Origin of the sequence: Roseobacter sp. (assembly GCF_039970775.1) — a bacterium.
Taxonomy (GTDB): domain Bacteria; phylum Pseudomonadota; class Alphaproteobacteria; order Rhodobacterales; family Rhodobacteraceae; genus Roseobacter.
This window is the reverse complement of sequence record NZ_JBDVLG010000003.1, coordinates 1-24480: the sequence shown is the minus strand read 5'-3', so window position 1 is coordinate 24480 and position 24480 is coordinate 1. Positions and strand designations below refer to the sequence as shown.

24 protein-coding genes are annotated in these 24480 nt (G+C 59.5%); 11 read left to right on the top strand and 13 right to left on the bottom strand.

Features of this window, described 5'->3' with window-relative positions; translation table 11 throughout:
* Nucleotides 1–44 precede the first annotated feature (44 nt).
* Complete coding sequence (locus ABJH13_RS00675) at nucleotides 45–1052, bottom strand: NAD(P)-binding protein (protein WP_348404284.1); 1008 nt, start codon at nucleotides 1050–1052, stop codon at nucleotides 45–47.
* A 140-nt stretch (nucleotides 1053–1192) separates the two neighbouring features.
* On the opposite strand from ABJH13_RS00675, the gene pcaC reads away from it, so the two are divergent.
* The 4 genes from pcaC to ABJH13_RS00655 are packed head-to-tail and all read left to right on the top strand — an operon-like array spanning nucleotide 1193 to nucleotide 3711.
* On the top strand, nucleotides 1193–1573 hold the full coding sequence (pcaC, locus tag ABJH13_RS00670; protein ID WP_348404283.1) for a 4-carboxymuconolactone decarboxylase: 381 nt from the start codon (nucleotides 1193–1195) through the stop codon (nucleotides 1571–1573).
* 20 nt (nucleotides 1574–1593) lie between these two features.
* Nucleotides 1594–2301, top strand: a complete 708-nt coding sequence (gene pcaH / locus ABJH13_RS00665) for a protocatechuate 3,4-dioxygenase subunit beta (protein WP_348404292.1) — start codon at nucleotides 1594–1596, stop codon at nucleotides 2299–2301.
* The gene (gene pcaG / locus ABJH13_RS00660) at nucleotides 2301–2882 is read left to right on the top strand and encodes a protocatechuate 3,4-dioxygenase subunit alpha (RefSeq protein ID WP_348404282.1); all 582 of its coding nucleotides are present in this window, start codon (nucleotides 2301–2303) and stop codon (nucleotides 2880–2882) included. Before pcaH ends, pcaG begins: the two co-directional genes overlap by 1 nt.
* Entirely contained in the window at nucleotides 2875–3711 is an 837-nt protein-coding gene (locus ABJH13_RS00655; protein ID WP_348404281.1) for a 3-keto-5-aminohexanoate cleavage protein, read from the top strand. Before pcaG ends, ABJH13_RS00655 begins: the two co-directional genes overlap by 8 nt.
* Here the strand turns inward: ABJH13_RS00655 and phoB are convergent.
* The 11 genes from phoB to ABJH13_RS00600 form a co-directional block, all read right to left on the bottom strand.
* Complete coding sequence (gene phoB / locus ABJH13_RS00650; protein ID WP_348404280.1) at nucleotides 3708–4397, bottom strand: phosphate regulon transcriptional regulator PhoB; 690 nt, start codon at nucleotides 4395–4397, stop codon at nucleotides 3708–3710. The two genes, ABJH13_RS00655 and phoB, sit on opposite strands and share 4 nt — an antisense overlap.
* Nucleotides 4398–4402: 5 nt before the next feature.
* On the bottom strand, nucleotides 4403–5110 hold the full coding sequence (gene phoU / locus ABJH13_RS00645; protein ID WP_348404279.1) for a phosphate signaling complex protein PhoU: 708 nt from the start codon (nucleotides 5108–5110) through the stop codon (nucleotides 4403–4405).
* A gap of 4 nt (nucleotides 5111–5114) precedes the next feature.
* Nucleotides 5115–5912, bottom strand: coding sequence for a phosphate ABC transporter ATP-binding protein PstB (pstB, locus tag ABJH13_RS00640; RefSeq protein ID WP_348404278.1), 798 nt, complete (start codon nucleotides 5910–5912; stop codon nucleotides 5115–5117).
* 45 nt (nucleotides 5913–5957) lie between these two features.
* Complete coding sequence (gene pstA, locus ABJH13_RS00635; protein WP_348404277.1) at nucleotides 5958–7319, bottom strand: phosphate ABC transporter permease PstA; 1362 nt, start codon at nucleotides 7317–7319, stop codon at nucleotides 5958–5960.
* Complete coding sequence (gene pstC / locus ABJH13_RS00630) at nucleotides 7316–8803, bottom strand: phosphate ABC transporter permease subunit PstC (RefSeq protein WP_348404276.1); 1488 nt, start codon at nucleotides 8801–8803, stop codon at nucleotides 7316–7318. The genes pstA and pstC overlap by 4 nt, the downstream gene beginning before the upstream one ends.
* 82 nt (nucleotides 8804–8885) lie before the next feature.
* Nucleotides 8886–9926, bottom strand: coding sequence for a substrate-binding domain-containing protein (locus tag ABJH13_RS00625; protein WP_348404275.1), 1041 nt, complete (start codon nucleotides 9924–9926; stop codon nucleotides 8886–8888).
* Nucleotides 9927–10122: 196 nt separating this feature from the next.
* The gene (locus tag ABJH13_RS00620) at nucleotides 10123–11178 is read right to left on the bottom strand and encodes an ATP-binding protein (RefSeq protein ID WP_348404274.1); all 1056 of its coding nucleotides are present in this window, start codon (nucleotides 11176–11178) and stop codon (nucleotides 10123–10125) included.
* A 28-nt stretch (nucleotides 11179–11206) separates the two neighbouring features.
* A complete protein-coding gene (locus tag ABJH13_RS00615) occupies nucleotides 11207–12394 on the bottom strand; it encodes an aminotransferase class V-fold PLP-dependent enzyme (protein ID WP_348404273.1) in 1188 nt (395 codons plus the stop codon).
* Between the two features lies 1 nt (nucleotide 12395).
* The gene (locus tag ABJH13_RS00610) at nucleotides 12396–12923 is read right to left on the bottom strand and encodes a gamma carbonic anhydrase family protein (RefSeq protein ID WP_348404272.1); all 528 of its coding nucleotides are present in this window, start codon (nucleotides 12921–12923) and stop codon (nucleotides 12396–12398) included.
* Nucleotides 12920–13564: a guanylate kinase gene (gmk, locus tag ABJH13_RS00605; protein ID WP_348404271.1), complete on the bottom strand. Its 645-nt coding sequence runs from the start codon at nucleotides 13562–13564 to the stop codon at nucleotides 12920–12922. The genes ABJH13_RS00610 and gmk overlap by 4 nt, the downstream gene beginning before the upstream one ends.
* 3 nt (nucleotides 13565–13567) lie before the next feature.
* Nucleotides 13568–14458, bottom strand: coding sequence for a YicC/YloC family endoribonuclease (locus ABJH13_RS00600; RefSeq protein ID WP_348404270.1), 891 nt, complete (start codon nucleotides 14456–14458; stop codon nucleotides 13568–13570).
* A gap of 303 nt (nucleotides 14459–14761) precedes the next feature.
* Here ABJH13_RS00600 and ABJH13_RS00595 point away from each other — a divergent pair, with 303 nt between their 5' ends.
* A complete protein-coding gene (locus tag ABJH13_RS00595) occupies nucleotides 14762–15439 on the top strand; it encodes a PAS domain-containing protein (protein WP_348404269.1) in 678 nt (225 codons plus the stop codon).
* A 379-nt stretch (nucleotides 15440–15818) separates the two neighbouring features.
* Here ABJH13_RS00595 and ABJH13_RS00590 read toward each other — a convergent pair whose 3' ends face one another.
* Nucleotides 15819–17189, bottom strand: coding sequence for a 3-deoxy-7-phosphoheptulonate synthase class II (locus ABJH13_RS00590; protein WP_348404268.1), 1371 nt, complete (start codon nucleotides 17187–17189; stop codon nucleotides 15819–15821).
* A gap of 195 nt (nucleotides 17190–17384) precedes the next feature.
* Between ABJH13_RS00590 and ABJH13_RS00585 the strand changes: the two genes are divergently transcribed.
* From ABJH13_RS00585 to ABJH13_RS00560, 6 genes are all read left to right on the top strand, one after another.
* Complete coding sequence (locus ABJH13_RS00585; protein ID WP_348404267.1) at nucleotides 17385–18389, top strand: GlxA family transcriptional regulator; 1005 nt, start codon at nucleotides 17385–17387, stop codon at nucleotides 18387–18389.
* Between the two features lie 298 nt (nucleotides 18390–18687).
* Complete coding sequence (locus ABJH13_RS00580) at nucleotides 18688–19878, top strand: ABC transporter substrate-binding protein (RefSeq protein WP_348404266.1); 1191 nt, start codon at nucleotides 18688–18690, stop codon at nucleotides 19876–19878.
* A 92-nt stretch (nucleotides 19879–19970) separates the two neighbouring features.
* The gene (locus tag ABJH13_RS00575; RefSeq protein WP_348404265.1) at nucleotides 19971–20753 is read left to right on the top strand and encodes an ABC transporter ATP-binding protein; all 783 of its coding nucleotides are present in this window, start codon (nucleotides 19971–19973) and stop codon (nucleotides 20751–20753) included.
* Nucleotides 20750–21574 carry an ABC transporter ATP-binding protein gene (locus ABJH13_RS00570; protein ID WP_348404264.1) on the top strand — a complete coding sequence of 275 codons (825 nt, stop codon included), beginning with the start codon at nucleotides 20750–20752 and terminating at the stop codon, nucleotides 21572–21574. The genes ABJH13_RS00575 and ABJH13_RS00570 overlap by 4 nt, the downstream gene beginning before the upstream one ends.
* Before the next feature lie 433 nt (nucleotides 21575–22007).
* The gene (locus tag ABJH13_RS00565; RefSeq protein ID WP_348404263.1) at nucleotides 22008–23018 is read left to right on the top strand and encodes a branched-chain amino acid ABC transporter permease; all 1011 of its coding nucleotides are present in this window, start codon (nucleotides 22008–22010) and stop codon (nucleotides 23016–23018) included.
* Nucleotides 23015–24331: a branched-chain amino acid ABC transporter permease gene (locus tag ABJH13_RS00560; RefSeq protein ID WP_348404262.1), complete on the top strand. Its 1317-nt coding sequence runs from the start codon at nucleotides 23015–23017 to the stop codon at nucleotides 24329–24331. Before ABJH13_RS00565 ends, ABJH13_RS00560 begins: the two co-directional genes overlap by 4 nt.
* Nucleotides 24332–24480: the final 149 nt, after the last annotated feature.

The following is a 24480-nucleotide window of genomic DNA, read 5'->3' as shown; positions in this document are numbered from 1 at the left end:
CGATTTCCGGGCGGTGCAAGGCCAAAAACCGCCAGCTGCGCAGGTCAGGCAACAGGGCGTGCGTTCACAATCTCGTTTACAAGCGCCGCCGCCAAGGTTGAGGCACTGATAAACGCGGCCTCGACCTTGCCCGTGCCGCACCAATCCCCCGCAGCGGCCAACCCGGCCTGCGGGTCCATAAAGAATGGCGCGCCACTGGGCACATCCACGTTGGCATAGCGCCACCGATGCAGGCTGGTGTAGGCGGCTTGCGACACGTCATGCCCCGTCACATGTGCAAACGCGGCCAGCAATTCCGCCTGCACCGCCTGCTGGTCCCGCTCAAGATTGGCAGCAGCCCAAACATTTGAGGTTTGCGCCACGATCGATTGTGACGCCGACGCCCGCCCCGGCTTGGACGAATTGACCGCAATCCACGCCAACGGCCCCTGCCCGACCCACGCCGCGTCCCATCCTGTGATGACCGGGTCATCCACCCCGATCATCACGCTATAACATCCACGCATACGCGCCTGATCCAGCGCGGCACGCCCGGCCATATTGCGCGGCAGCAGGGCGGCAGTTTGGATCGCCGGGGCAGTGCTGATCACCCAGTCGAACGGCCCGAAAACGCCGCCCTCTCGGTCAGACAACGTCCAATGGCCCGCGCGCCCCTGCAAGCCGTCAATGTGGCTGCCACGGGTGACGCCCACATCCGCATCCAGCGCCTTGGCCAGCGCGGTCATCCCCGGCACAGCCACATAGCGCGGGCTGGACCATGCAGGCGGCACCGGGCTGGCATAGGGCAACGACATCAGCCGTGCGGGCCAAGGTTGCACAACACCCTTTGCGATCAAGGGCGCAAGAAACTCTTTAAATTCAACGGTCTGGGCCGAAAAATACTGCGCCCCGTGATCAAACGAAAACGGATCGGCGCGGCGGGTCGACATGCGCCCACCGACCCCACGCGACTTTTCAAATACGCTTACCGTGGCCACGCCCTGCAACAGCTGCGCCAACCGCATCCCCGCAAGGCCTGCACCGATGATCGCGATAGTATGTGTTTTGGCCATGGCGCTCTCTGCTTTGTTGACACCGCATGTAGCCCGCGCGGGCGCCAAGACCATGGGTTTTGTGCAAACGTCAGATATGACGCTTTGCTTTGGCCCGGACCATCCCCTAAGCTGTTGGTGGCGCAAGACAGAGGGCTCCCATGACACACCGCTACGACACCGGCATGCAGATCCGCCGTCAGGTTCTGGGGGACGCGCATGTTGACCGCGCCGAAGCCGCCAAAACCGACCTTGACGCGGATTTTCAGCAACTGATCACCGAAGGGGCATGGGGGACGGTCTGGGCCTCGGATGGGATCAGCCTGCGCGAAAGGTCAATGATCACGCTGGCGCTGTTGGCCGCAACCGGGAATTTTGACGAAATCCCCATGCATATTCGCGCCACCTTGCACACCGGTGCCAGCCAACGCGACGTGATCGAGGCGTTCCAGCATGTTGCGATCTATGCGGGTGTGCCGCGTGCCAATCGCGCGCTGAAACTGGCCAAAGACACCTTCAAAGACATGGAGCCCCCTGCGTGACCAACGACACGGGCCGCATCATGGCCCGCGACTGGACACGCCAGCCCCCCGCATTGGCCCCGGCCTATAAAACCAGCCGCACCCGGTCTCCGACACGGGGCAAGGTCACGATGCCCAGCACCCCAAGCGAAGAGACGGGCCCGGTCTTTGGTCACGATATTTTGGGCCCGCTGGACAATGACCTGATGGTCAACCACGCAGCCCCCGGCCAAACTGCGATCGGGCCGCGTATCATCGTGCACGGTCAGGTGCGTGATGAAACCGGGCGCGCCGTGCCCCACACGCTGGTCGAGGTGTGGCAGGCCAACGCAGGCGGGCGGTACCGTCACAAAAGCGAAGGCTACCTTGCCCCGCTTGACCCCAATTTCGGCGGCTGCGGGCGCACGATCACCGATCACGACGGCCGCTATGTGTTTCGCACGGTGATGCCAGCGCCCTACCCGTGGCCCAATGGCGCGAACGCTTGGCGGCCGGCGCATATCCATTTTTCTGTGTTTGGCCATAGCTTTGCACAACGGTTGATCACCCAAATGTACTTCGAAGGAGATCCGTTGATCTGGCGCTGCCCGATTGTGACGGCGATCCCCGACAGGGCCGCGATTGAACGACTGATCGCGCCGCTGGATATGCAGGCCACTGTGCCGATGGACGCGCGCGCCTACCGCTTTGATATCACCTTGCGCGGACGCCATGCGCACTATTTCGAAAACAGACCCGAGGGCACGTAATGTCACGACATGAAACCGCATCACAAACGGCGGGCCCCTATGTGCATATCGGATGCCTGCCCAACCAATCAGGGATTTCGGGGGTCTACCCCTACGATCTGGGCACGCGCCCTATCGCCGATGACACCCAAGGCACGCGGATCACCGTGCACGGCACGATCTTTGATGGCACCGGTGCGCCGGTCAAGGACGCGATGATAGAGACCTGGCAGGCCGATGCCGCAGGCCGCTATGCCACTACGGCCGCAGGGTTCACGGGTTGGGGGCGGCACGCCGCAGACGCAGACACCGGCCTGTGGCAGATCCAGACGATCAAACCGGGCGCGATTGTGCAAGACACTGGGCCAGATATGGCGCCCCATATCACCCTGTGGATCGTGGCGCGGGGCCTGAATATCGGGCTGCATACGCGGATGTATTTCCCCCAAGACACGGCGGCCCATGCCATAGACCCGGTGTTGGCACATATTCAGGACCCAACGCACCGCCAAACATTGGTTGCAACAGATGTGAAACCGGGCCAATACCGTTTTGATATCCATCTCCAAGGCCCTCAGGAAACGGTGTTTTTCGATGTCTGACCCGTGCATTTTATGCGTCGCCATCACCGGCAGCGTCCCCACCAAAGCAGCCAACCCTGCGGTGCCCATTTCGGTAACCGAGCAGATCGAAAGCACCCATGCCGCGTATGAGGCGGGCGCATCGATCTGCCATGCCCACGTGCGCAACGCCGACCAGACACCCTCGTCTGATCCCGAGAAATTCGCGCGGCTGAAGGAAGGCGTCGAACGCCACTGCCCCGGCATGATCATCCAGTTCTCGACCGGTGGGCGGTCTGGTGCGGGGGCCGAACGCGGCGGGATGCTGCCCCTGCGGCCTGACATGGCATCACTGTCGGTGGGGTCCAACAACTTCCCCACCCGCGTCTATGAGAACCCGCCCGACCTTGTCGCGTGGTTGGCCCGCGAAATGCAAACCTATGCCGTCACCCCCGAAATCGAGGCCTTTGATCTGTCGCATATCCTGCACGCCATCCGCATGCACAACGCCGGGCTACTGCAGGGGCGGCTATATGTGCAATTCGTGATGGGGGTCAAAAACGCCATGCCCGCCGATCGTGAGGTGTTTGATTTCTATGTCGAAACCGTGAAATCCCGCGCGCCGGGTGCGGCCTGGTGTGCCGCCGGGATCGGCCCCGCACAGATCGAGGTCAACGAATGGGCGATTGCGGCAGGCGGCCATACACGCGCCGGTCTCGAAGATAACGTGCGGCTGGACCGCGACACCCTCGCGCCGTCAAATGCGGCGCTAATCGCGCGCGCGGCGGCACTGTGCGAGAAATACGAACGCCCCGTCGCCACCTGCGCACAGGCGCGCGAGATCCTGCATCTGCGGCCCGTGGGCGGTTAACCCAACGCGTATCCGGCCCCGCGCACCGTGCGCAACGGGTCGGGACCACCGTGCTGGGTCAACGCCTTGCGCAGGCGCCCGATATGCACATCTACCGTGCGGGTATCAACGTAGATATCACGGCCCCAGACACGGTCCAGCAGCTGTTCTCGCGAAAATACCCGCCCCGGTTTTTCCATGAACGTGGACAGCAGGCGAAATTCGGTGGGCCCCAGTTTCAATTCACTGACGCCCCGGTTGACCCGGTGACTGGTCGCATCCAGCACGATATCTTGGTATTCCAACCGCTCACCCGAGGCCGCAGGGCGCACGCGCCGCAACTGGCTGCGCACCCGCGCCATCAATTCGATCACCGAATAGGGTTTGATCACGTAATCATCGGCGCCGGTTTCCAGCCCCCGCACCCGGTCGACCTCTTCGGAACGCGCCGACAACATGATAATCGGAATGCCGCGCGTTTCTGTTTTGATCTTGAGCCGGCGGCACACTTCGATGCCCGACAGATTGGGCATCATCCAATCCAACACAATCACATCCGGCGCGGTTTCTTCGACCAACATCAAAGCCTCTTCACCGTTTTCAGCCCGGCTGACAGCAAAGCCTTCGGCCTCTAGGTTGTAGGCCAGAACCTCGCGTTGCGCGGGCTCGTCCTCCACCACCAAAACGCGGGGTTGATCAGCAGACATCTGCGTTATCCTTCTGAAATCACGGATGTTTTATCGGCCTTGGGGCGCGCCTCTTCGGGGTGTTCGCCCGTCACCAGATACACCACCTGTTCGGCGATAGACGTCACATGGTCCCCCATGCGCTCGATGTTCTTGGCTATGAAATGCAGGTGCATACAGGCGGTGATATTGCGCGGATCTTCCATCATAAAGGTCAGAAATTCCCGGAACAGCGCATTGTACATCTGGTCGATGTCTTTGTCGCGGTTGATCACCTCTAACGCCCATTCCGCGTCACGCTGAATATAGGCATCCAGCGCGTCTTTCAGCATCCGCTCCACTTCACGCGACATCCGGCGCAGCGCGGCGGTGCCATCATCCACAGGCGCCATCTGCGACAGAACACCGGTGCGTTTGGCCATGTTTTTCGCATAATCCCCGATGCGTTCCAGATTGGCGCTGATCTTGATCACGCTCAGGATCAGCCGCAAATCGCGGGCGGTGGGTGCGCGCAGGGCAATCACACGCGCGGCCTCTTCGTTGATCGTTTCTTCGAGGGTATCAATCATGCGGTCATTGGCGCGCACGCGTTCGGCCAGATCTTCGTCGCGCGTATCAAGCGATGTGGCGCCGTCGCGGATCGCGGCCTCAACCAACCCACCCATCTTCATGATCTTTGCCTGAATGGTCTCTAGGTCGCGGTCAAATGCTGACGCAATATGTTGCTCTTGCATGATATTATCCAATTCGGCCAGTGATATAGCTTTCGGTGCGCGGGTCGACGGGGTTGGTAAAAATCGTAGCGGTTTCGCCGTATTCCACCAAATTTCCCAGATGGAAAAACGCGGTTTTCTGACTGACCCGGGCGGCTTGTTGCATCGAATGGGTCACGATCACCACGGAATAGTTTTGCCGCAATTCATCGATCAATTCTTCGACCTGCGCGGTGGCAATCGGGTCCAGCGCCGAACAAGGCTCGTCCATCAACAACACTTCGGGTTCGGTCGCCACGGCGCGCGCGATGCACAACCGTTGCTGTTGACCACCCGACAGGCCAGTGCCGGGCGCATGCAGCCGGTCCTTGACCTCGTTCCAGATGGCCCCGCGCCGCAACGCACGTTCGACGATGTCGTCCAGTTCGGATTTGTTCTTGGCCAGCCCGTGGATGCGCGGCCCGTAGGCCACATTGTCGTAGATCGATTTGGGAAAGGGGTTGGGCTTTTGAAACACCATCCCCACCTTGGCGCGCAGCTGCACAGGGTCGACGCGCTTGTCATAGATGTCTTCGCCGTCGATCCGGATATCGCCAGAGACACGGCACACATCGATAGTGTCATTCATCCGGTTCAAACACCGCAGGAACGTCGATTTACCACACCCCGACGGGCCGATAAATGCAGTCACGGTTTTGTCCTGAATATCAACATCCACGTCTTTGATGGCGTGGGTGTCGCCGTAATACACTTGCACCCCGCGCGCGGCGATCTTGATGGCGTTGGTGTCCACGTTTTTCTCCAGTATACTCATATCGTTCATTGTGCCGTCCTTCCCATTTACCAGCGCCGCTCAACGCGAGCTCATTTACCAGCGCCGCTCAAAGCGGCGACGCAAAATAACGGCGATGGTGTTCATGGTAATCAAAAACACCAGCAGGATGATAATACCCCCCCACGCACGTTCGTAAAACGCAGGGTCGGCGCGTTTGGCCCATTCGTAAATTTGCGCCGGCATGGCCGAGTTCGGATCCAGCAACCCGCTGGCGATGCTATCAGGCGGGTTTGAGGCGATGAACCCCACCATCCCGATCAACAACAGCGGCGCCGTTTCGCCCAACGCCTGCGCCAATCCAATGATCGTGCCCGTCAAAATACCCGGTGCCGCCAAGGGGAGCACGTGGTGGAACACCGATTGCATTTTGGATGCGCCCACCCCCAATGCCGCATCGCGGATCGATGGGGGCACCGCCTTGAGCGACGCGCGCGTCGAGATGATGATCGTGGGCAGCGTCATCAACGTCAGCACCAGCCCGCCCACCAAGGGCGCGGATGTCGGCAGGTGCATATAGTTGATAAACACCGCCAGCCCCAAGATACCGAACACGATAGATGGCACGGCCGCCAAGTTAGATATGTTCACCTCGATAATGTCGGTGACCCAGTTTTTGGGTGCGAATTCCTCGAGGTAGATGCTGGCTGCGACACCAATGGGCAGCGCCAGCGCCAACACCACCAGCATCATGAACAACGACCCCACCATCGACACCCCCATACCCGCCGCTTCGGGCCGCGCGTCCGAGCTGTCGGCGCCGGTGATAAACGCAAGGTTGAACCGCTTCTGGATCGCCCCCGCGGCAATCAATTGGTCCACAAAATCAAGCTGTTCGGGGCTGATCTTTTTGTCATTGGCGATGCTGTCGCGGCTGACGCGGCCTTTCAGGTACCCGTCCACCCGGCTAGAGGCCAGAAATTCAAACGTGACCGTTGACCCGATTTGCGTGGGATCAGCCAGCACAAAGTCCCGCAACTGCGCAGGTGCCCCGGCTGACAAAATGCCCGCCATCTTTTTGGCGCTGAGTTCGGTCGCAAGACCCTCCGCGGTCACTTTGTCCTCAAACGCGGTGCGCAGGAGGGGCGCATACCCAAAGGTCGATACTTTGCGCAGATCCGCAGGGTCACGGTTGCCCTTTTTGTCCAGTTTGGCTTCCAACAGGGTGACGTCTACGGTGACAAACGTCTGTTGAAACGCCCCCGCCCCGCGCGACACGATGTTGAACACCAAGATCGTCAGCATCAGCATACCGATACAAATCGCACCGATCCCGTAGCCCTTGAACCGCGCCTCGGCGGCGTTGCGTTTGCGTGTGCGCCCGTCTTGGGTCAGCAACGACCCCTTGCCGGGCACCGGCTGTTCGGCAGGGGTGGGCGATGACATTGCGTCCGTCATTCGTATTGCTCCCGGTATTTGCGCACAATGTATAGCGCGACAATATTAAGCCCCAAGGTCAGCACAAAGAGCGTGAGACCCAAGGCAAAAGCCACCAACGTCTCAGGGCTGGCAAAATCGGTATCACCGGTCAGTTGGCTGACGATCCGGGTGGTGATGGTCGTCATGGCCTCTAACGGGTTGGCGGAAAATTTGGCAATCGCGCCTGCGCCCAGCACCACAATCATGGTTTCGCCAATGGCACGGCTGGCAGCCAACAACACCGCCCCCACAATGCCCGGCAACGCCGCCGGGATCACTACCTGACGGATGGTTTCAGAGTGCGTCGCCCCCAGGCCAAACGACCCGTCGCGCAAAGACTGTGGCACCGCGTTGATGATATCGTCGCTCAGCGAAGACACAAACGGGATCAGCATGATCCCCATCACCAAACCCGCCGTCAGCACGGCGGTCGCGCCGCTCATCCAGTCGACACCCAGCAGGCCTTCGTCGCCGCGCCCAAAGACACTGACCAACGCAGGGCCCACCGTCAGCAGCGCAAAAAGACCGTAAACAATGGTGGGGATCCCCGCGAGGATCTCGAGCAACGGTTTGGCCACCGCGCGGGTTTTGGCGCCTGCATATTCACTGAGGTAAATCGCGGCAAACAGCCCAACAGGCACCGCGACCATCAGCGCGATAATGGAAATATAAAGCGTGCCCCACAACAACGGCAGGATCGACAGATCACTGTCGCCGCGGAAATTCGGCGCCCAACTGCCGCCCAAAAAGAAATCTGTCCAAGGGTGCAGGCGAAAGAAATTGATGCTTTCAAACAGCATGGACAACACGATGCCCACGGTTGTCAAAATCGCCAAGGACGCCGCCAGCATCAACAGACCCAGCGCGCCGCGTTCTACGACGTTCCGCGCCCGGAATGTGCCGTTGGTGACCGCATAGGCCCCCGACGCGCCCACCAAGGCCAACGCGCCCACCACGATCACCATCCAGAATGACCCCGTGGTTGACCGCGCGCGATAGCTTTGCGCGGCACCCAACACTTGCGGTTGCACATCCGACCCCAGCGCCACGCCGACATCGGCCAAAATGGCGCGCACGTCGCTTTGATCTGTGCGGATGGTGTCGGCCTGATCTGCGCTTAGCGCGCCTTGTGCCACCGCGATATCCAGCCCTTCGGCCACGCGGCGCACGTCGCTCATCACCAACCCGCGCGACGATCCTTCGCCCACCAGCTGATCGGGGATCATCTTGAACACGGCGCTTTCGATCATCATGGGCTGCGCCAACAGCCATATCGCCAGAACGCCCAACGCAGGCACCGCCGTGAACATCGCAGCGTTATAGCCGTAGTAATTGGGCAGCGAATGCAGCAAACGCACATCCCCGCCCACGCTGGCCTTGGCGCGGCTGCGGGTCGCGACAAACACCGCCACCGTCAACAGCAGCACCGCCCCCACAACATATCCGGTCAAACCTAAACCCATTTGGCCTATCCTACTTTCGGCTTGCGCCTGTCACGTATCAAAGGCGGCCTGCGCCGCCCCTGATGCTATCATATTGATCGGCTTAGGATTGTGATCCCAGAACCGTTTCGTCCGCGACGGCCGATTGCGTGTCTTCCAACGCCGGATCCGCCACCAGACCGTATTCAGACAACGGGCCATCGGGGCCTGCGATCTCATCTGCTACAAAGAACTCCGCAAAGTCCTTCAGGCCGGGGATCACGCCGATATGCGCCTTTTTGATGTAAAAGAACAACGGACGCGACACCGGGTATTCACCGGTTGAGATCGTTTCGGTTGACGGCGTCACACCGGACATATTGGCGACTTGCAGTTTGTCGGTGTTGTTTTCGTAAAACGCCAGACCAAACACGCCGATCCCGTCGCGGTTGCTTTCGATGCGGGCCAGTGTTTCGGTGTAGTCACCGTCGATATCGACAGACCGGCCATCGGTGCGCAGCCCGATACAAGCCTTTTCGGCGGCTTTTTTGTCATCACCGTTCGCGGCCATAAAGGCGTCGAAATCGCCCGTGGCTTCGCAGCCAGCAAGGATCACCTTGTCTTCGAACACTTCGCGCGTGCCGTGTTTGGTGCCGGGCACAAACGCCTGAATGGGTTGCGCGGGGAATTCCGGGTTGACCTGATCCCAGGTGGTATAGGGGTTGGCAATGATCTCGCCATTCACGACCAATTCGGCCGACAGCGCAGTGTACCAATCGGTGGGCGTAAACGCAAAAGACGTGCCGCCAATGTCAGACGCAAAGACGATACCGTCGTATCCGATACGCACCTCGATGATCTCGCTCACACCGTTTTCGGCGCACACGGCCAGTTCGCTGTCTTTGATGGCCCGCGATGCGTTTGCGATATCGATGGTGTTTTCGCCCACACCTTCGCAGAACCGTTTCAAACCAGCCGACGACCCACCGGATTCGACCACAGGCGTCGGGAAATCAAAGTTCTCGCCAAAGGCTTCGGCCACGATAGACGCATATGGCAGCACAGTGGACGACCCCGCAACCTGCACCTGATCGCGCGCCGCAGCGGCGGTGGCAGACACGGCGGCAAGGGCCAGCGCGGATGTTGTAAGCTTTGCAAACGACATGATGTCTCCTGTCATTATCTGTTGTTCCAATTCAATCACCAACGCGGTGATCTTGGGGCCGGTGATAGGTCCGTCTGACAATGCTTTTGTGACAGGGACGTAACAGTTTCATGACAGCCGTGGAATTAACCATAAAAATATGCCAAAATACTGATAATAAATGTTTTTATTCCAGACAAACACCCAACCTTTAGGGTTACCCAGCGTCAGTTTGGGTGGGCGCCTGGACCGGCAAGATCACCGTGAACTGTGTGCCCTGCCCCAACGTGCTGTCGATCCGCAACCGGCCGCGGTGGCGGTTGATGATGTGTTTCACAATCGCCAGCCCCAGACCGGTGCCACCAAGGGCGCGGTTGCGGTGGCTGTCGGCGCGGTAAAACCGTTCGGTCAGGCGCGGCAGGTGGATGCTATCAATGCCGGCGCCGTAGTCGATGACATGCACCCGCACACCGGGCACACGCAGGGCCGGGTCGCGGCGCGCGCGGTCGATCTGCACCGTGACACGCCCCCCCGAGGCCCCATATTTGATCGCGTTTTCAATGAGGTTGGTAAAGACCTGCATCAGCTGGTCCGCATCACCCACCATATCAACCGATGGCGCGCCAAACGCCTGATCAAACGTCACGCCCGCCTCATCGGCCAAGGGCGTCAAGGTCCGCAACACCGATGACAGGATGTCTGTCAGGTTCACTGTGTCGCGCGGGCGCACGCGCTCGTCGCCCTCCACCCGGCTGAGCGACAGCAGATCGCCCACAAGGCGGTTCATGCGTCCCGCCTCGCCTTCCATGATGTCCAAAAACCGGTCGCGCGCGGCGGCGTCATCACGCGCGGGCCCCCGCAATGTTTCGATAAACCCCATCAAGGCCGTCAGGGGGGTGCGCAATTCATGGCTGACATTGGCGACAAAATCGCGGCGCATCTGGCCGGCTTGTTCCACATGCGTCACGTCCAAAAAGCACAGCATGATCGCCTTGTGGTCGGCCACCACCCGCACCGTGACCTGAAAGGTCGTGTCTTGCACGCCGTCGTTGGCCAGATATTGCGCCTCGCGGGGGCGGCTGTCGCGCAACACCGCCTCGACCGCGTCGATCACCGCTGGTTGGCGCAGCATCGTGACGTAGTTGCGCCCTTCGATCCCCTGACCGATCAAAACACGGACTGCCGCGTTGGCCGCGACAATCCGTTCGGTTCCGTCAATCATCAGTGCCGGAAGAGGCACCGCAGCCAGAGTGTCAGACAGGGCTTTGCTCATGGCGGGGGCTTTCTTAGGGTTGCGCCACTTAGGCCTGTATCGCCGCGGCGACCGCATCGCTGAACACCGCACATAACGCATCCGGGTCTTCCAGCCCAACCGACACCCGGAAGAACCCTTCGGTCATCCCCAAGGCCTCGCGGTTTTCGGCGGTCAGCGCCCGGTGCGACGACGACGCCGGATGCGAGATCGTTGTGCCCACATCACCCAGCGTTGGCGCAAAGCTAAGGCCATCTGCCGCGCGGGTAAACGCATTGGCCGCAGCCCTGTCCCCATCGATCACAAAGCTCAGCATATTGCAGAACTGCCCGCCCAGAAGGTCGCTTGCGCGCGCGTGGTCGGGGTGGTCGGCGCGGCCCGGATAGATCACCCGCGTGACACCCGGCAAGCCCGCAAGGTGGTCGGCCAATTGCACAGCGGTGGCCTGAGCCCGGTCAAACCGCAGATCAAACGACAACATGCCGCGTTCCGCCAACCAGCAATCAAACGGGCTGGGGTTCAACCCTGCCGTCACGCTAAACACCCGCAGTCGGTCGTTCAACGCCACATCGCGCGCCGCCACATAGCCCAGCATCACATCCGAATGCCCCGCCAGCAGTTTTGTCACCGAATGGATCACGATGTCCGCGCCCAGATCAAACGGCCGGATCGCGCGCGGCGTGGTGAATGTGTTGTCCACCACCAGCAACACGCCCGTCTCTTTGCACAAGGCCGCCAGCCCTTTTATATCGGCCACCATCAACGTGGGGTTCGATACAACCTCGATCACGATCATCCGCGTTTCGGGGCGGATCGCGGCGCGCATGGCGGCAATATCACCTGGGTCAACCATCGACGTGGCGATGCCCAACCGCGGCAGGTCTTCGTTCATCATGCGCAGGGACCGGCCGTATAGCTGGTTGCCGCCAATCACGTGTTCGCCGCTTGTGGTCAGGCCCAACAACACCGCAGACACCGCCGCCATGCCAGATGCGGTGACAACGCCCATATGCGGCGCGCCTTCCATCCGATCTAGCCGCTTGGCAACGACATCGGCGTTTGGGTGGCCCTCGCGGGCGTAGGTATAGCCGTGCAAACCGCCTTCGTACTGCTGATCCAGCATGTCGGGCGTGTCAGACGCATAAACCACCGACGGGCTTAGCGGGGTCACAACGGGGCGGCTTGCGCTGCTGGGCAGCGCGTCAGGGCGGATCAAAGATCCTTTTTCGTTTTTCATATTAGCTTTCTAGTTTTTGTAGTTCGTCTTTAAAACGGCGCATGTTGTTTTGGTAGTGGTGCGCGCTGCGTGTCAGGCCGGCGATTGCGCCCGCATCAAGGCTGCGCACGACTTTGCCGGGCACCCCCATCACCAAACTGCCATCGGGGATCACCTTATTTTCGGTGATTAACGCGCCTGCCCCAATCAGACAATCCCGCCCGATTTTGGCGCCGTTCAGCACGGTGGCGCCCATCCCGATCAGGGTATTGTCGCCAATGGTGCAGCCGTGCAGCATGACTTTGTGCCCAATCGTGCAGTTTTCGCCGATGGTCAGCGGATAGCCCGCATCAATATGAAACACGCAGTTTTCCTGCACGTTGCTGCCCCGGCCCACGCGGATCTCTTCGTGATCGGCACGGATGGTCGTACCGAACCACACCGACGCGCCCTGTTCCAGCACCACCTGCCCCACCAGATTGGCATCTGGCGCGACCCACGTATCCTCGTGGATCTGCGGACGGTGATCGCCCAACGCATAGAGCGTCATGGCAGGTCCTCGAATTCGGATTGTAGCGCGCGCACATGGTCGGTCAGCTGCGGCTGTTGGCTGCGACGCAGGCGTGTGGCGGCGATGATGGTTTTCAGCTGGCGTTCGGTTTCATCCAGATCATCGTTCACGATCACAAAATCATAGGCGCCCCAATGGCTGACCTCGTCCCAGCTTTTTTCCATTCGCCGCGCGATGGTTTCGGCATCATCTTGGCCGCGGCTTTCCAACCGGTTGCGCAATTCGCGGATCGACGGCGGCAACAGAAAAATCGACAGGGTATGCGGCCCCAACGCCGAATTGGTGATCTGTTGCGCGCCCTGCCAGTCGATATCAAACAACACATCGCGCCCCTGATCGATCGCCGCCTGCACCGGCGCACGCGGCGAGCCGTAGAAATTGCCAAAAACATGCGCGTGTTCCAGCATGTCTTGTTGGCTGACCTGCGCCTTGAAACTGGCCTCGTCTACAAAATGGTATTCACGGCCGTCGACCTCGCCGGGCCGTGCGGTGCGGGTGGTCGCCGACACGGAAAATTCGATGTCCTGATCCCACGCGCGCAACCGCCCCGCCAGCGTCGATTTGCCCGCCCCTGAAGGTGAGCTGAGGATAATCAAAAGGCCACGCCGCGTTGCTGTCATTGTTTACTCCACATTCTGAACCTGTTCGCGCATCTGGTCGATCACCGCCTTGAGCGCCAAACCGCATTGGGTCAATTCGGTGCTTTGCGCCTTGGCACATAGCGTGTTGGCCTCGCGGTTGAATTCCTGCATCAAGAAATCAAGCTTGCGCCCCACCGAACCGCCCTGCGCTATCAAATCGCGCGCGGCCTGCACATGGGCGGCCAGACGGTCGATTTCTTCGGTGACGTCGGTTTTGACCGCAATCAACGCCAGTTCTTGCGCAACACGGTCGGGGTCAGCGCCATCGACGCTGTCTAACACCTTGGCCAGATTGCGCTGTAATGCCTGCGCCATTGCCACGCTGCGTGCATCCGCAAAATGTGCCGCCTGCGTGGTCAGCGCTGCGATCTCATCCAACTGCGCGTCCAGAACCCGGCACAATGCAGCCCCTTCGGCTTCACGCATGGCGTTGAAATCGGCCAGCACGCCCGCCGCTTCGGCCAAGAGCGCCGCCGCCAAGGGGGCTGCATCATCGGCGTCATTGCGCTGCTCCAGCACCCCGCGCAGCACGATGATATCGGCGGCAGTCGATGACGCCAACGTCACGCCCGTATCTTTTGCATGGGTCTCAATCACCGCCATGGCCTCAAGAACCGTGGCCAGTTGCGCGGCGTTCACCTGTTGTGCGCCGGTCTGGTCTTCGCGCGTCACCCGCAACGACAGTGTCACGTTGCCCCGATTGACCTGCGCGCTCAGCAGTTTGCGCAGGTCTGCTTCCAATCCGCCGATCCAGTCAGGCACGCGGATGCGCAGATCCAACCCCTTGCCGTTCACCGACCGCAGTTCCCACGCCCACGCATGCGGCGGCTGCCCGCCCGTCGCCGAGGCAAATCCTGTCATAGAGCGGATCATCGCAGTTGGCCCTTTCGCCCAATTGTTGTGCCAGCCATATGGCGAATTGCCATTCTAGGGCAACCCCTGGGCGAGGACCTGCCAAAAGGGCCGATGTTCTTGCGGTAGTTAACCAAATGTAAACATATCCGACCATTTGTGGAAAATTATTGTTATTAAGGTTCCAGTAACCAGTTCAGGACCGTGCTAGTCTCAAAGCGTTGGTACTGGTCGGCAGAGTTTAACGTGCGCAAGCACCGAATTATTTGGAAAAGAGGTTGGACGATGGACAACGGTGGGCAAAACACGCACAATGTATTTCGTATGACGCAGCATCTCTCACATAAAGCTTTTACGCCTTTAGCGCAGCTTGAAACCTATTGGGAAACCCTGCGCGGCAATCGTTTGATGCCAAACCGTTCAGAAATTGACCCACGCGGCATTGAACAAACCCTCGAATATTCCTTCATTGTTGAACGAATCGCACCCGGTATCGCGCGGTTGCGGATCGCCGGCAGCCACCTGAGCGACCTGATGGGCATGGAAGTGCGCGGGATGCCGCTGACGTCGTTCATCACGCCAGGGTCGCGCCGTCAGGTCAGCGATATCCTCGAAGAGGTGTTCGAAAAGCCCGCGACGTGCTCTTTGGAACTCCATTCCAGCCAAGGCGTGAACCTACCAGCGCTCGAAGCGCGGATGATCTTGATGCCGCTGAAAAGCGACCTTGGCGATGTCAGCCGTGTTTTGGGGGCCTTGGTCTCTGTTGGCGACATGGGTCGCAGCCCGCGCCGGTTTGACGTAACGCGTGCCTCTGTCCGTCCGATTGTCGCGGATGCCGGGCTTGCCCCCACGATCAAATCATCCAAACCAGTGGTGAAAACGCCCATCAAGACCCCGGTCAAAACGCCCGAGCACGCCTTTCGCGAGACGCCCGCGCCGTTCAAATCCGAGACGCCGCGCAGCCATGCGCCGTATCTGCGGCTGGTTAAATCCGACGACTGACTTTTTACGTACGACCTCCTTTGATCACGACAACCGCTTGCACAGAACGTGCGGGCGGTTTTTGTTTGTTTGCACATCACTGGGTCAGACCTACGCCGCACGTCGAGCAGATTGCGCATATGGCTGTGTCCAGCGCAGTCTGTTTCGTAGATGCGACATCGCTGACCGGACCTAGGGGTACAGCCGTACTCGTTCCCTGAAACAACGGCCGCATAATGGTTGATCAAGGCGCTCACCTACATGCAAAACCATACCTATAACTTCGCGTCACAGCTGCACGCTTTGATTTAACGCGACACAAACCCGTGCAAACACAGACCGACGCGCACAAAAAAACCGCCCCTGAAACATCAAGGGCGGCTTTTGCAATGTTAAACGATCAACCTGCGGCTTTGGCGCGGTGCGCGTCGCGGCGGTTGGACAGTTCATCCGCCACCAAAAACGCCAGTTCCAGCGATTGGCTGGCGTTCAGGCGCGGGTCGCAGGCTGTGTGGTAGCGATCTGACAGGTCTTCGTCGCTGACGGCGCGTACACCACCGGTGCATTCGGTCACGTCTTGCCCGGTCATCTCGAAATGCACGCCACCGGGTACTGTACCTTCGGCCGCATGCACGCCAAAGAATTCACGCACCTCGCGCAGCACAGAATCAAACGGCCGCGTTTTGTAGCCGGTCGATGATTTGATCGTGTTGCCGTGCATCGCGTCGCACACCCACGTGACGTTGGCCCCCTCTTCGCGCACGGTTTTGATCAAACGGGGCAAATGTTCGCCCACCGACCCCGCACCAAACCGTGCGATCAGGGTCAAACGGCCCTCTTCGTTTTCTGGGTTCAGCTTGGCCATCAACACCTTCAGGTCGTCCGACGTCATCGACGGGCCAGCCTTGAGGCCAATGGGGTTTTGCACACCGCTGGCGAATTCCACATGCGCGCCGTCGGGTTGGCGCGTGCGGTCACCGATCCAGATCATATGGCCCGATCCCGCCAACCATTTGCCGGTGGTGCTGTCCACGCGGGTCAGGGCTTCTTCGTATTCCAACAGCAAGGATTCGTGGCTGGTATAGAATTCAACCGATTGCAGCGTGTGTGCGGTATCCGGTGTGACCCCCGCCGCCGACATGAAATCAAGCGTATCAGAAATGCGGTTGGCGATGTCGCGGTAACGTTCGACCTTTTCGTGTTCGGTAAAGCCCAACGTCCAGGCGTGCACCTGGTTGATGTCCGCATACCCGCCCGTTGAAAACGCGCGGATCAGGTTGAGTGTGGCCGCCGCCTGCGTGTAGGCACGCAACATTTTATCAGGGTTCGGAATGCGGGATTCCGGTGTGAAATCAAGGTCGTTGATGATGTCACCGCGGTAGCTGGGCAGTTCCACACCATCGACGGTCTCTGTCGGCGCCGAGCGTGGCTTGGCGAATTGACCGGCCATGCGGCCCACTTTGATCACCGGCACCTTGGCACCGTATGTCAACACAGTGGCCATCTGCAACATCACCTTGAACGTATCGCGGATCGCATCCGAGCTGAATTGATCAAAGCTCTCGGCGCAATCCCCGCCCTGCAACAAGAACGCGTCGCCCCGACCGGCTGCGGCCAAGTGGGTTCTCAGACGGCGCGCTTCGCCCGCAAATACCAACAATGGAAATCGTGCCAGCTGAGCCTCTACGGCCTCAAGTGCGGCCTGATCCGGATACTCCGGCATCTGGATCCGTGGTTTGGCGCGCCAGCTTGATTTTGTCCATTCGGTCATCGTTTCAACTCCGGGTTGGGCCCACCGGACGGCGGGCTGCTCGTATCTCGGCATTCTCTATACAAAACCCTAGCCACAGTGACCATATCACAAATTCGTCCTCTTGACGTGGCAAACAGCCCGTGACCATCTGGGCAAAAGATGCAGGGTGATTTGCACCCCGTTATCTTGGGGAAACAAAATCAAGAGACGGCAATGTCCCAGATGCACCCAGCCATGCGGAAGGCCCCGCCAACCGACAAGCCAAGGCGTTTTGTCTTTGTGCTGCTTGACGATTTTACGTTGCTGTGCTTTTCGGCTGCCGTCGAAAGCCTGCGCATTGCCAACCGGATGGCGGGCAAACCGCTATATGAATGGCGCATCTTGGGCGAAGGAGGCGATACCACGCAATCCTCCTCGGGCAGCGGGTTTCGGCTGGACGGCGATCTCGAAGAGCTCAACCGCGACGACACGTTGATGATTTGCGGCGGGATCAACGTACAGGCGGCCACCAACAAACGCGTATTGTCGTGGCTGCGCCGCGAGGCCCGCAAGGGTGTGTTGATAGGTGGGCTGTGCACGGCGGCGTTTACCTTGGCCAAGGCCGGGTTGCTGACCGGGAAACGCGCCACGATCCACTGGGAAAACCAAGACAGTTTCGCAGAAGAGTTCCAAGAGGTGGAGCTGACCAAATCGGTGTTCGTCGTCGATGGCAACCGCATCACGACTGCGGGGGGCACGTCATCGATTGATCTGATGCTCAAGCTGATTGCCGATCATCAGGGCGAAGAGCTGGCGAATATGGTGGCAGATCAGCTGATCTATGCGTCTATTCGCACCGACCAAGACACCCAACGGCTGTCGGTGCCGACCCGCATCGGCGTGCGCCACCCCAAGCTGAGCAAGGTCATCCAGCTGATGGAAACCAACATCGAGGAACCGATCAGCCCGTCTATTTTGGCCAAAAACGTCGGCATGAGCACGCGGCAGCTAGAGCGCCTGTTCCGGCGGTACCTGAACCGGTCGCCCAAGCGGTACTATATGGAATTACGGCTGCAAAAGGCGCGCAACCTGCTGATGCAAACCGACATGAGCGTGATCAACGTGGCCTTGGCTTGCGGGTTTGCATCACCGTCGCATTTTTCCAAATGCTACCGGTCGCATTACGAAACGACCCCCTACCGCGAACGGGGCAGTCACGCCGCACGCACGCCGATCTGATCATCGCGCGGCGCGCCCGTACCCCCGCCCCCGTGCGACCGCCGTGGCGGCAATAGCGGTACGGTCCTTTGGTAAATCGCGCCCCTGCATTGACGGGAAAAACCGCGTTTTTTCAGTAAGTATTGGCCTTGGCCGCTGGGTGTCCCTGCGTCGAATGAAAATCCACCAGCCTGCTGAAAAACTGCGCATATCAAGGGCATCCGCCCCGTATCTCCCCCCTTTGGGAAAGGTCTTTTCTTTTGAACACCCCCCGCATAGGCTAACCTTTGAACGTCACGTTCCAACAAGGGAGAATACAATGAAAAAGATGCTCTTGGCCTCCACGGCTGCGGCACTGACGGCGACCACCGCATTGGCGGGCGGTCATGCCAAAGAAGTCAAACTCGGGGTTTTACTGGGCTACACCGGTCCGATTGAATCGCTGACAGGCCCGATGGCCTCTGGTGCCGAACTGGCCATGAAAGAAGCCACCGACAGCGGCAAGCTGCTGGATGCGGCCACCGTAACCCCAATGCGCGCCGACACCGGCTGTATCGACAACGGCCTCAGCACCTCAAACGGTGAACGTCTGATCTCAGATGGCGTGCACGGCATCATCGGCGGTGATTGTTCTGGCGTGACCGGTGCGATCTTGCAAAACGTCGCAATCCCGAACGGTATGGTGATGATTTCACCCTCTGCCACGTCGCCTGGGTTGTCTACTGTCGAAGATAACGGGTTGTTCTTCCGCACCGCCCCGTCTGACGCCCGCGAAGGTCAGGTGATGGCCGAAGTGTTGCAAGACCGCGGCGTTACGTCCATCGCACTGACCTACACCAACAACGACTATGGCAAGGGTTTGGCTGACGCAATTGAAAGCAATTTCAAAGACATCGGTGGCAAAGTGACCATCGTCGCCGCCCATGAAGACGGCAAGGCCGATTATTCTGCCGAAATGGGCGCATTGGCGTCGGCGGGCGGCGATATTCTGGTGGTTGCCGGGTATCTTGATCAGGGTGGTTTGGGCATCATCAATGCGGCGCTCGATTCCGGTGCGTTTGAAACATTCGGCCTGCCCGGCGGGATGATCGGCGACAGCTTGCCCACCAATGTCGGTTCGGCGCTGGATGGATCTTACGGCCAAATCGCAGGCTCTGGCGGGGACGGTATCGAAAAGCTGACCGCGCTGGCAGGCGACGCATTTGACGCGACATCGCCCTACACGCCCGAAAGCTATGACGCGGCGGCGCTGTTCATGTTGGCCATGCAGGCCGCAGACAGCACCGACCCGGCCGATTACGGCGCCAAGATCTTGGATGTGGCCAACGCACCCGGCGAGAAAATCTACCCCGGCGAATTGGGCAAAGCCTTTGATATCCTGCGCGCCGGTGGCGAAGTGGACTATGTGGGCGCGTCTGCGGTTGAATTGATCGGCCCTGGCGAATCTGCCGGCACCTACCGCCTGATCGAAGTCAAAGACGGCGCAAACGCCACTATCGGGTTCAAATAAACCCGGCGATCAAACACGGACAGCCCAAGGCATCGCGCCTTGGGCTGTTCCAATGATAAAACGCGCGCCAACAGCGCGGATGGGGAAGGACTATGATCGTCGTTGACGACCTGCACAAACACTTCGGCGGCTTTCATGCGGTCGACGGCGCATCGCTGGAAATCGAAAAGGGCATGATCACCGGGTTGATCGGCCCCAATGGCGCGGGAAAAACAACCCTTTTCAATGTGATAGCAGGTGTTCTTGAACCCACATCCGGGCGCGTCACCATGGACGGTGAAGACATCACCGGCCTGCCGCCCCACACGTTATTTCACAAAGGGCTGTTGCGCACGTTTCAGATTGCGCATGAATTCTCATCGATGACCTGCCGCGAAAACCTGATGATGGTACCGGGGGCGCAATCGGGCGAAACCCTGTGGAACACGTGGTTTGGCCGCAAACGGATCGCCAACGAGGAACGCGCCCTGCGTGCCAAAGCAGACGAGGTGTTGGATTTTCTGACCATCGATCATTTGGCGGATCAAAAGGCCGGGCAAATCTCGGGTGGGCAGAAAAAGCTGCTGGAACTGGGGCGCACCATGATGGTGGACGCCAAGATCGTGTTTCTGGACGAGGTCGGCGCGGGTGTGAACCGCACGTTGCTGAACACCATCGGCGACGCGATCATCCGGCTCAACCAAGACCGCGGGTACACCTTTGTGGTGATCGAACACGACATGGATTTCATCGGGCGACTGTGCGACCCGGTCATTTGTATGGCCGAAGGCAAAGTGCTGGCGCAGGGCACCTTGGACGAAATCAAAGCCAACGAACAGGTAATCGAGGCCTATCTGGGCACCGGCCTGAAAAACAAAGACAAGGTGGGCGCATGACCAGCGATCCCTATTCCGACCGGGGCAACAAAGACCTGTCGCTTGGCAATGCATCGGGCATGGGCACGGCGCATCCTGTGGCGGCCGGTGGGCGCGCGCACCCTTCTGCCGGGGGGCCGTTTCTTAGCGGTGAAAAGATGACAGGCGGCTACGGCGCAGGCCCCGATATTTTGCACAATTGCACCATTGCCGTGGATCGCGGCGAAATTGCCGTGATCGTGGGGCCCAATGGCGCGGGCAAATCCACCGGCATGAAAGCGGTGTTTGGCATGCTGAACCTGCGCGAGGGTCACGTGAAGCTGGACGGCGAAGACATCACCGCCCTATCCCCCCAAGACCGGGTCGCCAAAGGCATGGGCTTTGTGCCGCAAACGTCGAATATTTTCACCTCGATGACGGTCGAGGAAAACCTTGAGATGGGCGCGTTTATCCGCACCGATGATATCCGCCCCACGATGGAACAAATCTATGATCTGTTCCCGATCCTGCGCGACAAACGCCGCCAACCGGCGGGCGAATTGTCGGGTGGGCAGCGCCAACAGGTGGCCGTGGGCCGTGCGCTGATGACGCAACCCAAAGTCTTGATGTTGGATGAACCCACGGCGGGCGTGTCGCCCATCGTGATGGATGAATTGTTTGACCGCATCATAGAGGTCGCGCGCACCGGCATCCCTATTCTGATGGTCGAACAAAATGCCCGCCAAGCGCTGGAGATCGCCGACAAGGGGTATGTTCTGGTGCAGGGCCGCAACGCATACACGGGCACCGGCAAGGAACTGCTGGCCGACCCGGATGTGCGCAAATCGTTTTTGGGGGGATGACGATGAATTATTGGCGGATTCCTATTTTTGGGCTTTGCCTCGTTGCGTCTGCAGCGTCCGCAACATCCTACTCATGCAAGAGTGATTTATTTTGCGAATGTCAAAGCGCGCGCGGCTGTAGCTCCTTAGCTCAGTACTTTCCGGTAGAACCCCAAGAAAAATGCAGCTCGAGCCAACGAACTTTTGACGCATCAACCGCATATCGCCAGATCGTTCTGGACGGGGATGACCTCAAACTTACGCTTGAGGAAGTTCGACCATACTTCAGTGATTTTGATTGGTATCAAGCGGGGGCCACGGATGGCCGCGGTCTTATCAATTTGAGTTTTGACACTCGGAATATGCAGACCGATTTTCAAATGAGACAAATGGTAAAAGGGGCGTTCAACGAACACCTCTGGACCCTGTCTGGTTCATGCGAGGCAAACAAATAATGGACCTGCTCAACGCAATCATTGCGCTGTCGAATTTCGTAATCATCCCCGCCGTCGCCTATGGCAGCCAACTGGCGCTGGGGGCGTTAGGGGTCACGCTGATCTATGGCATCCTGCGGTTCTCAAACTTTGCCCATGGCGACACGATGGCCTTCGGCGCGATGGTCACGGTGCTGGTCACGTGGCTGTTTCAAAGCTGGGGCATAAATCTGGGGCCCCTGCCCACCGCCCTGCTGGCCCTGCCCTTTGGCATTCTGGGGTGCATGGGTCTGGTGCTGGCGACCGACCGGATGGTTTACCGCTTTTACCGCACGCAAAAGGCCAAACCGGTGATCTTTGTGATCGTCAGCTTGGGTGTGACCTTCGTGCTCAACGGCATCGTGCGGTTCATCATTGGCCCTGATGATCAACGATTTCTCGACGGTGAGAGGTTCATTATCTCGGCGCGCACATTCAAGGAAATGACTGGTCTGCGCGAGGGGCTGGCGTTCAAAACCACCCAAGGCATCACCATTGTCACCGCCATAATCGTGGTGGTGCTGCTGTTTTGGTTCCTCAACCGCACGCGCACGGGCAAATCTATGCGCGCCTATTCCGACAACGAAGATCTGGCGCTGCTGTCGGGCATCAACCCCGAACGGGTCGTGCGGGTCACGTGGTTGATCGTGGCGGCATTGGCCACAATTGCGGGGGTGCTATATGGGCTGGATAAGTCGTTCAAACCCTTCACCTATTTCCAGCTGCTGCTGCCCATTTTCGCCAGCGCCATCGTGGGAGGTTTGGGCAGCCCGTTGGGGGCGATCGCGGGCGGCTTTGTCATCGCGTTCTCCGAGGTCACCATCACCTACGCATGGAAAAAGGTCGTGACCTATATCGTCCCCGAAAGCATGGCGCCTGACACGCTACTGCAACTACTATCGACCGATTACAAATTCGCGGTCAGCTTTTTGATCTTGCTGGTCGTGCTGCTGTTCAAGCCCACAGGTCTGTTCAAAGGAAAATCCGTATGACGCCCACGATCAAAAACACGCTGCTGTTTGGGCTGGTTGGCCTGATGATGGTCTATGTCGGCGTCACGCAGGGCTGGAACACCGCCTTGGTGATTTTCAACATGGGGCTGATCTCGGCGATCATGGCGTTGGGCGTGAACCTGCAATGGGGTTTTGCGGGGCTGTTTAACGTGGGCATCATGGGATTTGTGGCGCTTGGCGGGTTGGCTGCGGTGGTTATGGGCATGCCCGCGACCCCCGGCGCCTGGGAGGCCGGCGGCTGGACCATTCTGGGCGCGTTGGTCTTTGCAGTGGCGGTGATCATCACGGTGATTTTCGTACGGTCACGTATGGCGGCGGGTACCCTGCGCAAGCTGGTGGTGTTGGCGCTGCTGGTGGCGGGATTTTTCATCTTTCGCGCGCTGTTTGATCCCGGTGTTGATGCAGTCGAGGCAATCAACCCCGCATCTACGGGCTTTTTGGGCGGGTTCGGGTTTGATCACGGGCTTTGGGTTGTAGTGGCTTGGCCTGTGGGCGGGCTGTTTGCGGCGGCAGCGGCCTGGGTGATCGGCAAGACGGCCCTTGGATTGCGGTCTGACTATCTGGCGATTGCAACGTTGGGCGTCGCTGAAATTATCCTGTCGGTGCTAAAAAACGAAGACTGGCTGTCGCGCGGTGTAAAAAACGTGATCGGCCTGCCCCGCCCCACACCGTTTGAGATTGAGCTACAAAACAACCCCGAATTTGTCGCACAGGCAGCGGCGTTTGGGTTTGGCCCCGTCGAGGCCTCGACGTTGTCGGTCAAATTGGCCTATGCGGCGCTGTTTTTGGTCGTGCTGCTGGTGCTGTTGTGGATGTCGCAGCGCGCGCTCCATAGTCCTTGGGGCCGGATGATGCGCGCCATCCGCGACAATGAGGTCGCCGCCGAAGCCATGGGCAAACACGTCACCGCACGGCACTTGCAGATCTTTGTGCTGGGTTCTGCGATCTGCGGGATTGCGGGCGCGATGATGACCACCCTTGACGGCCAACTGACACCCGGCACCTACCAGCCGCTGCGGTTCACGTTTTTGGTGTGGGTGATGGTGATCGTCGGCGGGTCTGGCAATAATTTCGGTGCGGTGCTGGGCGGGTTTCTGATCTGGTTCCTGTGGGTGCAGGTCGAACCGATGGGTCTGTGGCTGATGGAACTGGTAACGGCGGGCATGGCTGACGGATCACCGCTCAAGGCACACCTCATCGAAAGCGCCGCCCATATGCGGCTGTTTACGATGGGTATGGTGCTGTTGTTAGTGCTGCGGTTCAGCCCGCGCGGGCTGATCCCCGAACGATAAATCGGCGGCTGTGCGGACAGCTCCTGCATAGCAAGACATATTTGAAGTAATTTTGCACTGGTCAGAAGCAGACGTGTGTCCGGCCTGTTTGCGCGGCACTCGTAGCCGCTGGCCCTGATGGTTTCCGCGACCAAGTCCCAAACGGCTTA

Bases quoted from the DNA above. Each gene is read 5' to 3' on its own strand.
- ABJH13_RS00675 (WP_348404284.1), bottom strand. From the start codon at position 1,052: ATGGCCAAAACACATACTATCGCGATCATCGGTGCAGGCCTTGCGGGG.
- pcaC (WP_348404283.1), top strand. From the start codon at position 1,193: ATGACACACCGCTACGACACCGGCATGCAGATCCGCCGTCAGGTTCTG.
- pcaH (WP_348404292.1), top strand. From the start codon at position 1,594: ATGGCCCGCGACTGGACACGCCAGCCCCCCGCATTGGCCCCGGCCTAT.
- pcaG (WP_348404282.1), top strand. From the start codon at position 2,301: ATGTCACGACATGAAACCGCATCACAAACGGCGGGCCCCTATGTGCAT.
- ABJH13_RS00655 (WP_348404281.1), top strand. From the start codon at position 2,875: ATGTCTGACCCGTGCATTTTATGCGTCGCCATCACCGGCAGCGTCCCC.
- phoB (WP_348404280.1), bottom strand. From the start codon at position 4,397: ATGTCTGCTGATCAACCCCGCGTTTTGGTGGTGGAGGACGAGCCCGCG.
- phoU (WP_348404279.1), bottom strand. From the start codon at position 5,110: ATGCAAGAGCAACATATTGCGTCAGCATTTGACCGCGACCTAGAGACC.
- pstB (WP_348404278.1), bottom strand. From the start codon at position 5,912: ATGAACGATATGAGTATACTGGAGAAAAACGTGGACACCAACGCCATC.
- pstA (WP_348404277.1), bottom strand. From the start codon at position 7,319: ATGACGGACGCAATGTCATCGCCCACCCCTGCCGAACAGCCGGTGCCC.
- pstC (WP_348404276.1), bottom strand. From the start codon at position 8,803: ATGGGTTTAGGTTTGACCGGATATGTTGTGGGGGCGGTGCTGCTGTTG.
- ABJH13_RS00625 (WP_348404275.1), bottom strand. From the start codon at position 9,926: ATGTCGTTTGCAAAGCTTACAACATCCGCGCTGGCCCTTGCCGCCGTG.
- ABJH13_RS00620 (WP_348404274.1), bottom strand. From the start codon at position 11,178: ATGAGCAAAGCCCTGTCTGACACTCTGGCTGCGGTGCCTCTTCCGGCA.
- ABJH13_RS00615 (WP_348404273.1), bottom strand. From the start codon at position 12,394: ATGAAAAACGAAAAAGGATCTTTGATCCGCCCTGACGCGCTGCCCAGC.
- ABJH13_RS00610 (WP_348404272.1), bottom strand. From the start codon at position 12,923: ATGACGCTCTATGCGTTGGGCGATCACCGTCCGCAGATCCACGAGGAT.
- gmk (WP_348404271.1), bottom strand. From the start codon at position 13,564: ATGACAGCAACGCGGCGTGGCCTTTTGATTATCCTCAGCTCACCTTCA.
- ABJH13_RS00600 (WP_348404270.1), bottom strand. From the start codon at position 14,458: ATGATCCGCTCTATGACAGGATTTGCCTCGGCGACGGGCGGGCAGCCG.
- ABJH13_RS00595 (WP_348404269.1), top strand. From the start codon at position 14,762: ATGACGCAGCATCTCTCACATAAAGCTTTTACGCCTTTAGCGCAGCTT.
- ABJH13_RS00590 (WP_348404268.1), bottom strand. From the start codon at position 17,189: ATGACCGAATGGACAAAATCAAGCTGGCGCGCCAAACCACGGATCCAG.
- ABJH13_RS00585 (WP_348404267.1), top strand. From the start codon at position 17,385: ATGTCCCAGATGCACCCAGCCATGCGGAAGGCCCCGCCAACCGACAAG.
- ABJH13_RS00580 (WP_348404266.1), top strand. From the start codon at position 18,688: ATGAAAAAGATGCTCTTGGCCTCCACGGCTGCGGCACTGACGGCGACC.
- ABJH13_RS00575 (WP_348404265.1), top strand. From the start codon at position 19,971: ATGATCGTCGTTGACGACCTGCACAAACACTTCGGCGGCTTTCATGCG.
- ABJH13_RS00570 (WP_348404264.1), top strand. From the start codon at position 20,750: ATGACCAGCGATCCCTATTCCGACCGGGGCAACAAAGACCTGTCGCTT.
- ABJH13_RS00565 (WP_348404263.1), top strand. From the start codon at position 22,008: ATGGACCTGCTCAACGCAATCATTGCGCTGTCGAATTTCGTAATCATC.
- ABJH13_RS00560 (WP_348404262.1), top strand. From the start codon at position 23,015: ATGACGCCCACGATCAAAAACACGCTGCTGTTTGGGCTGGTTGGCCTG.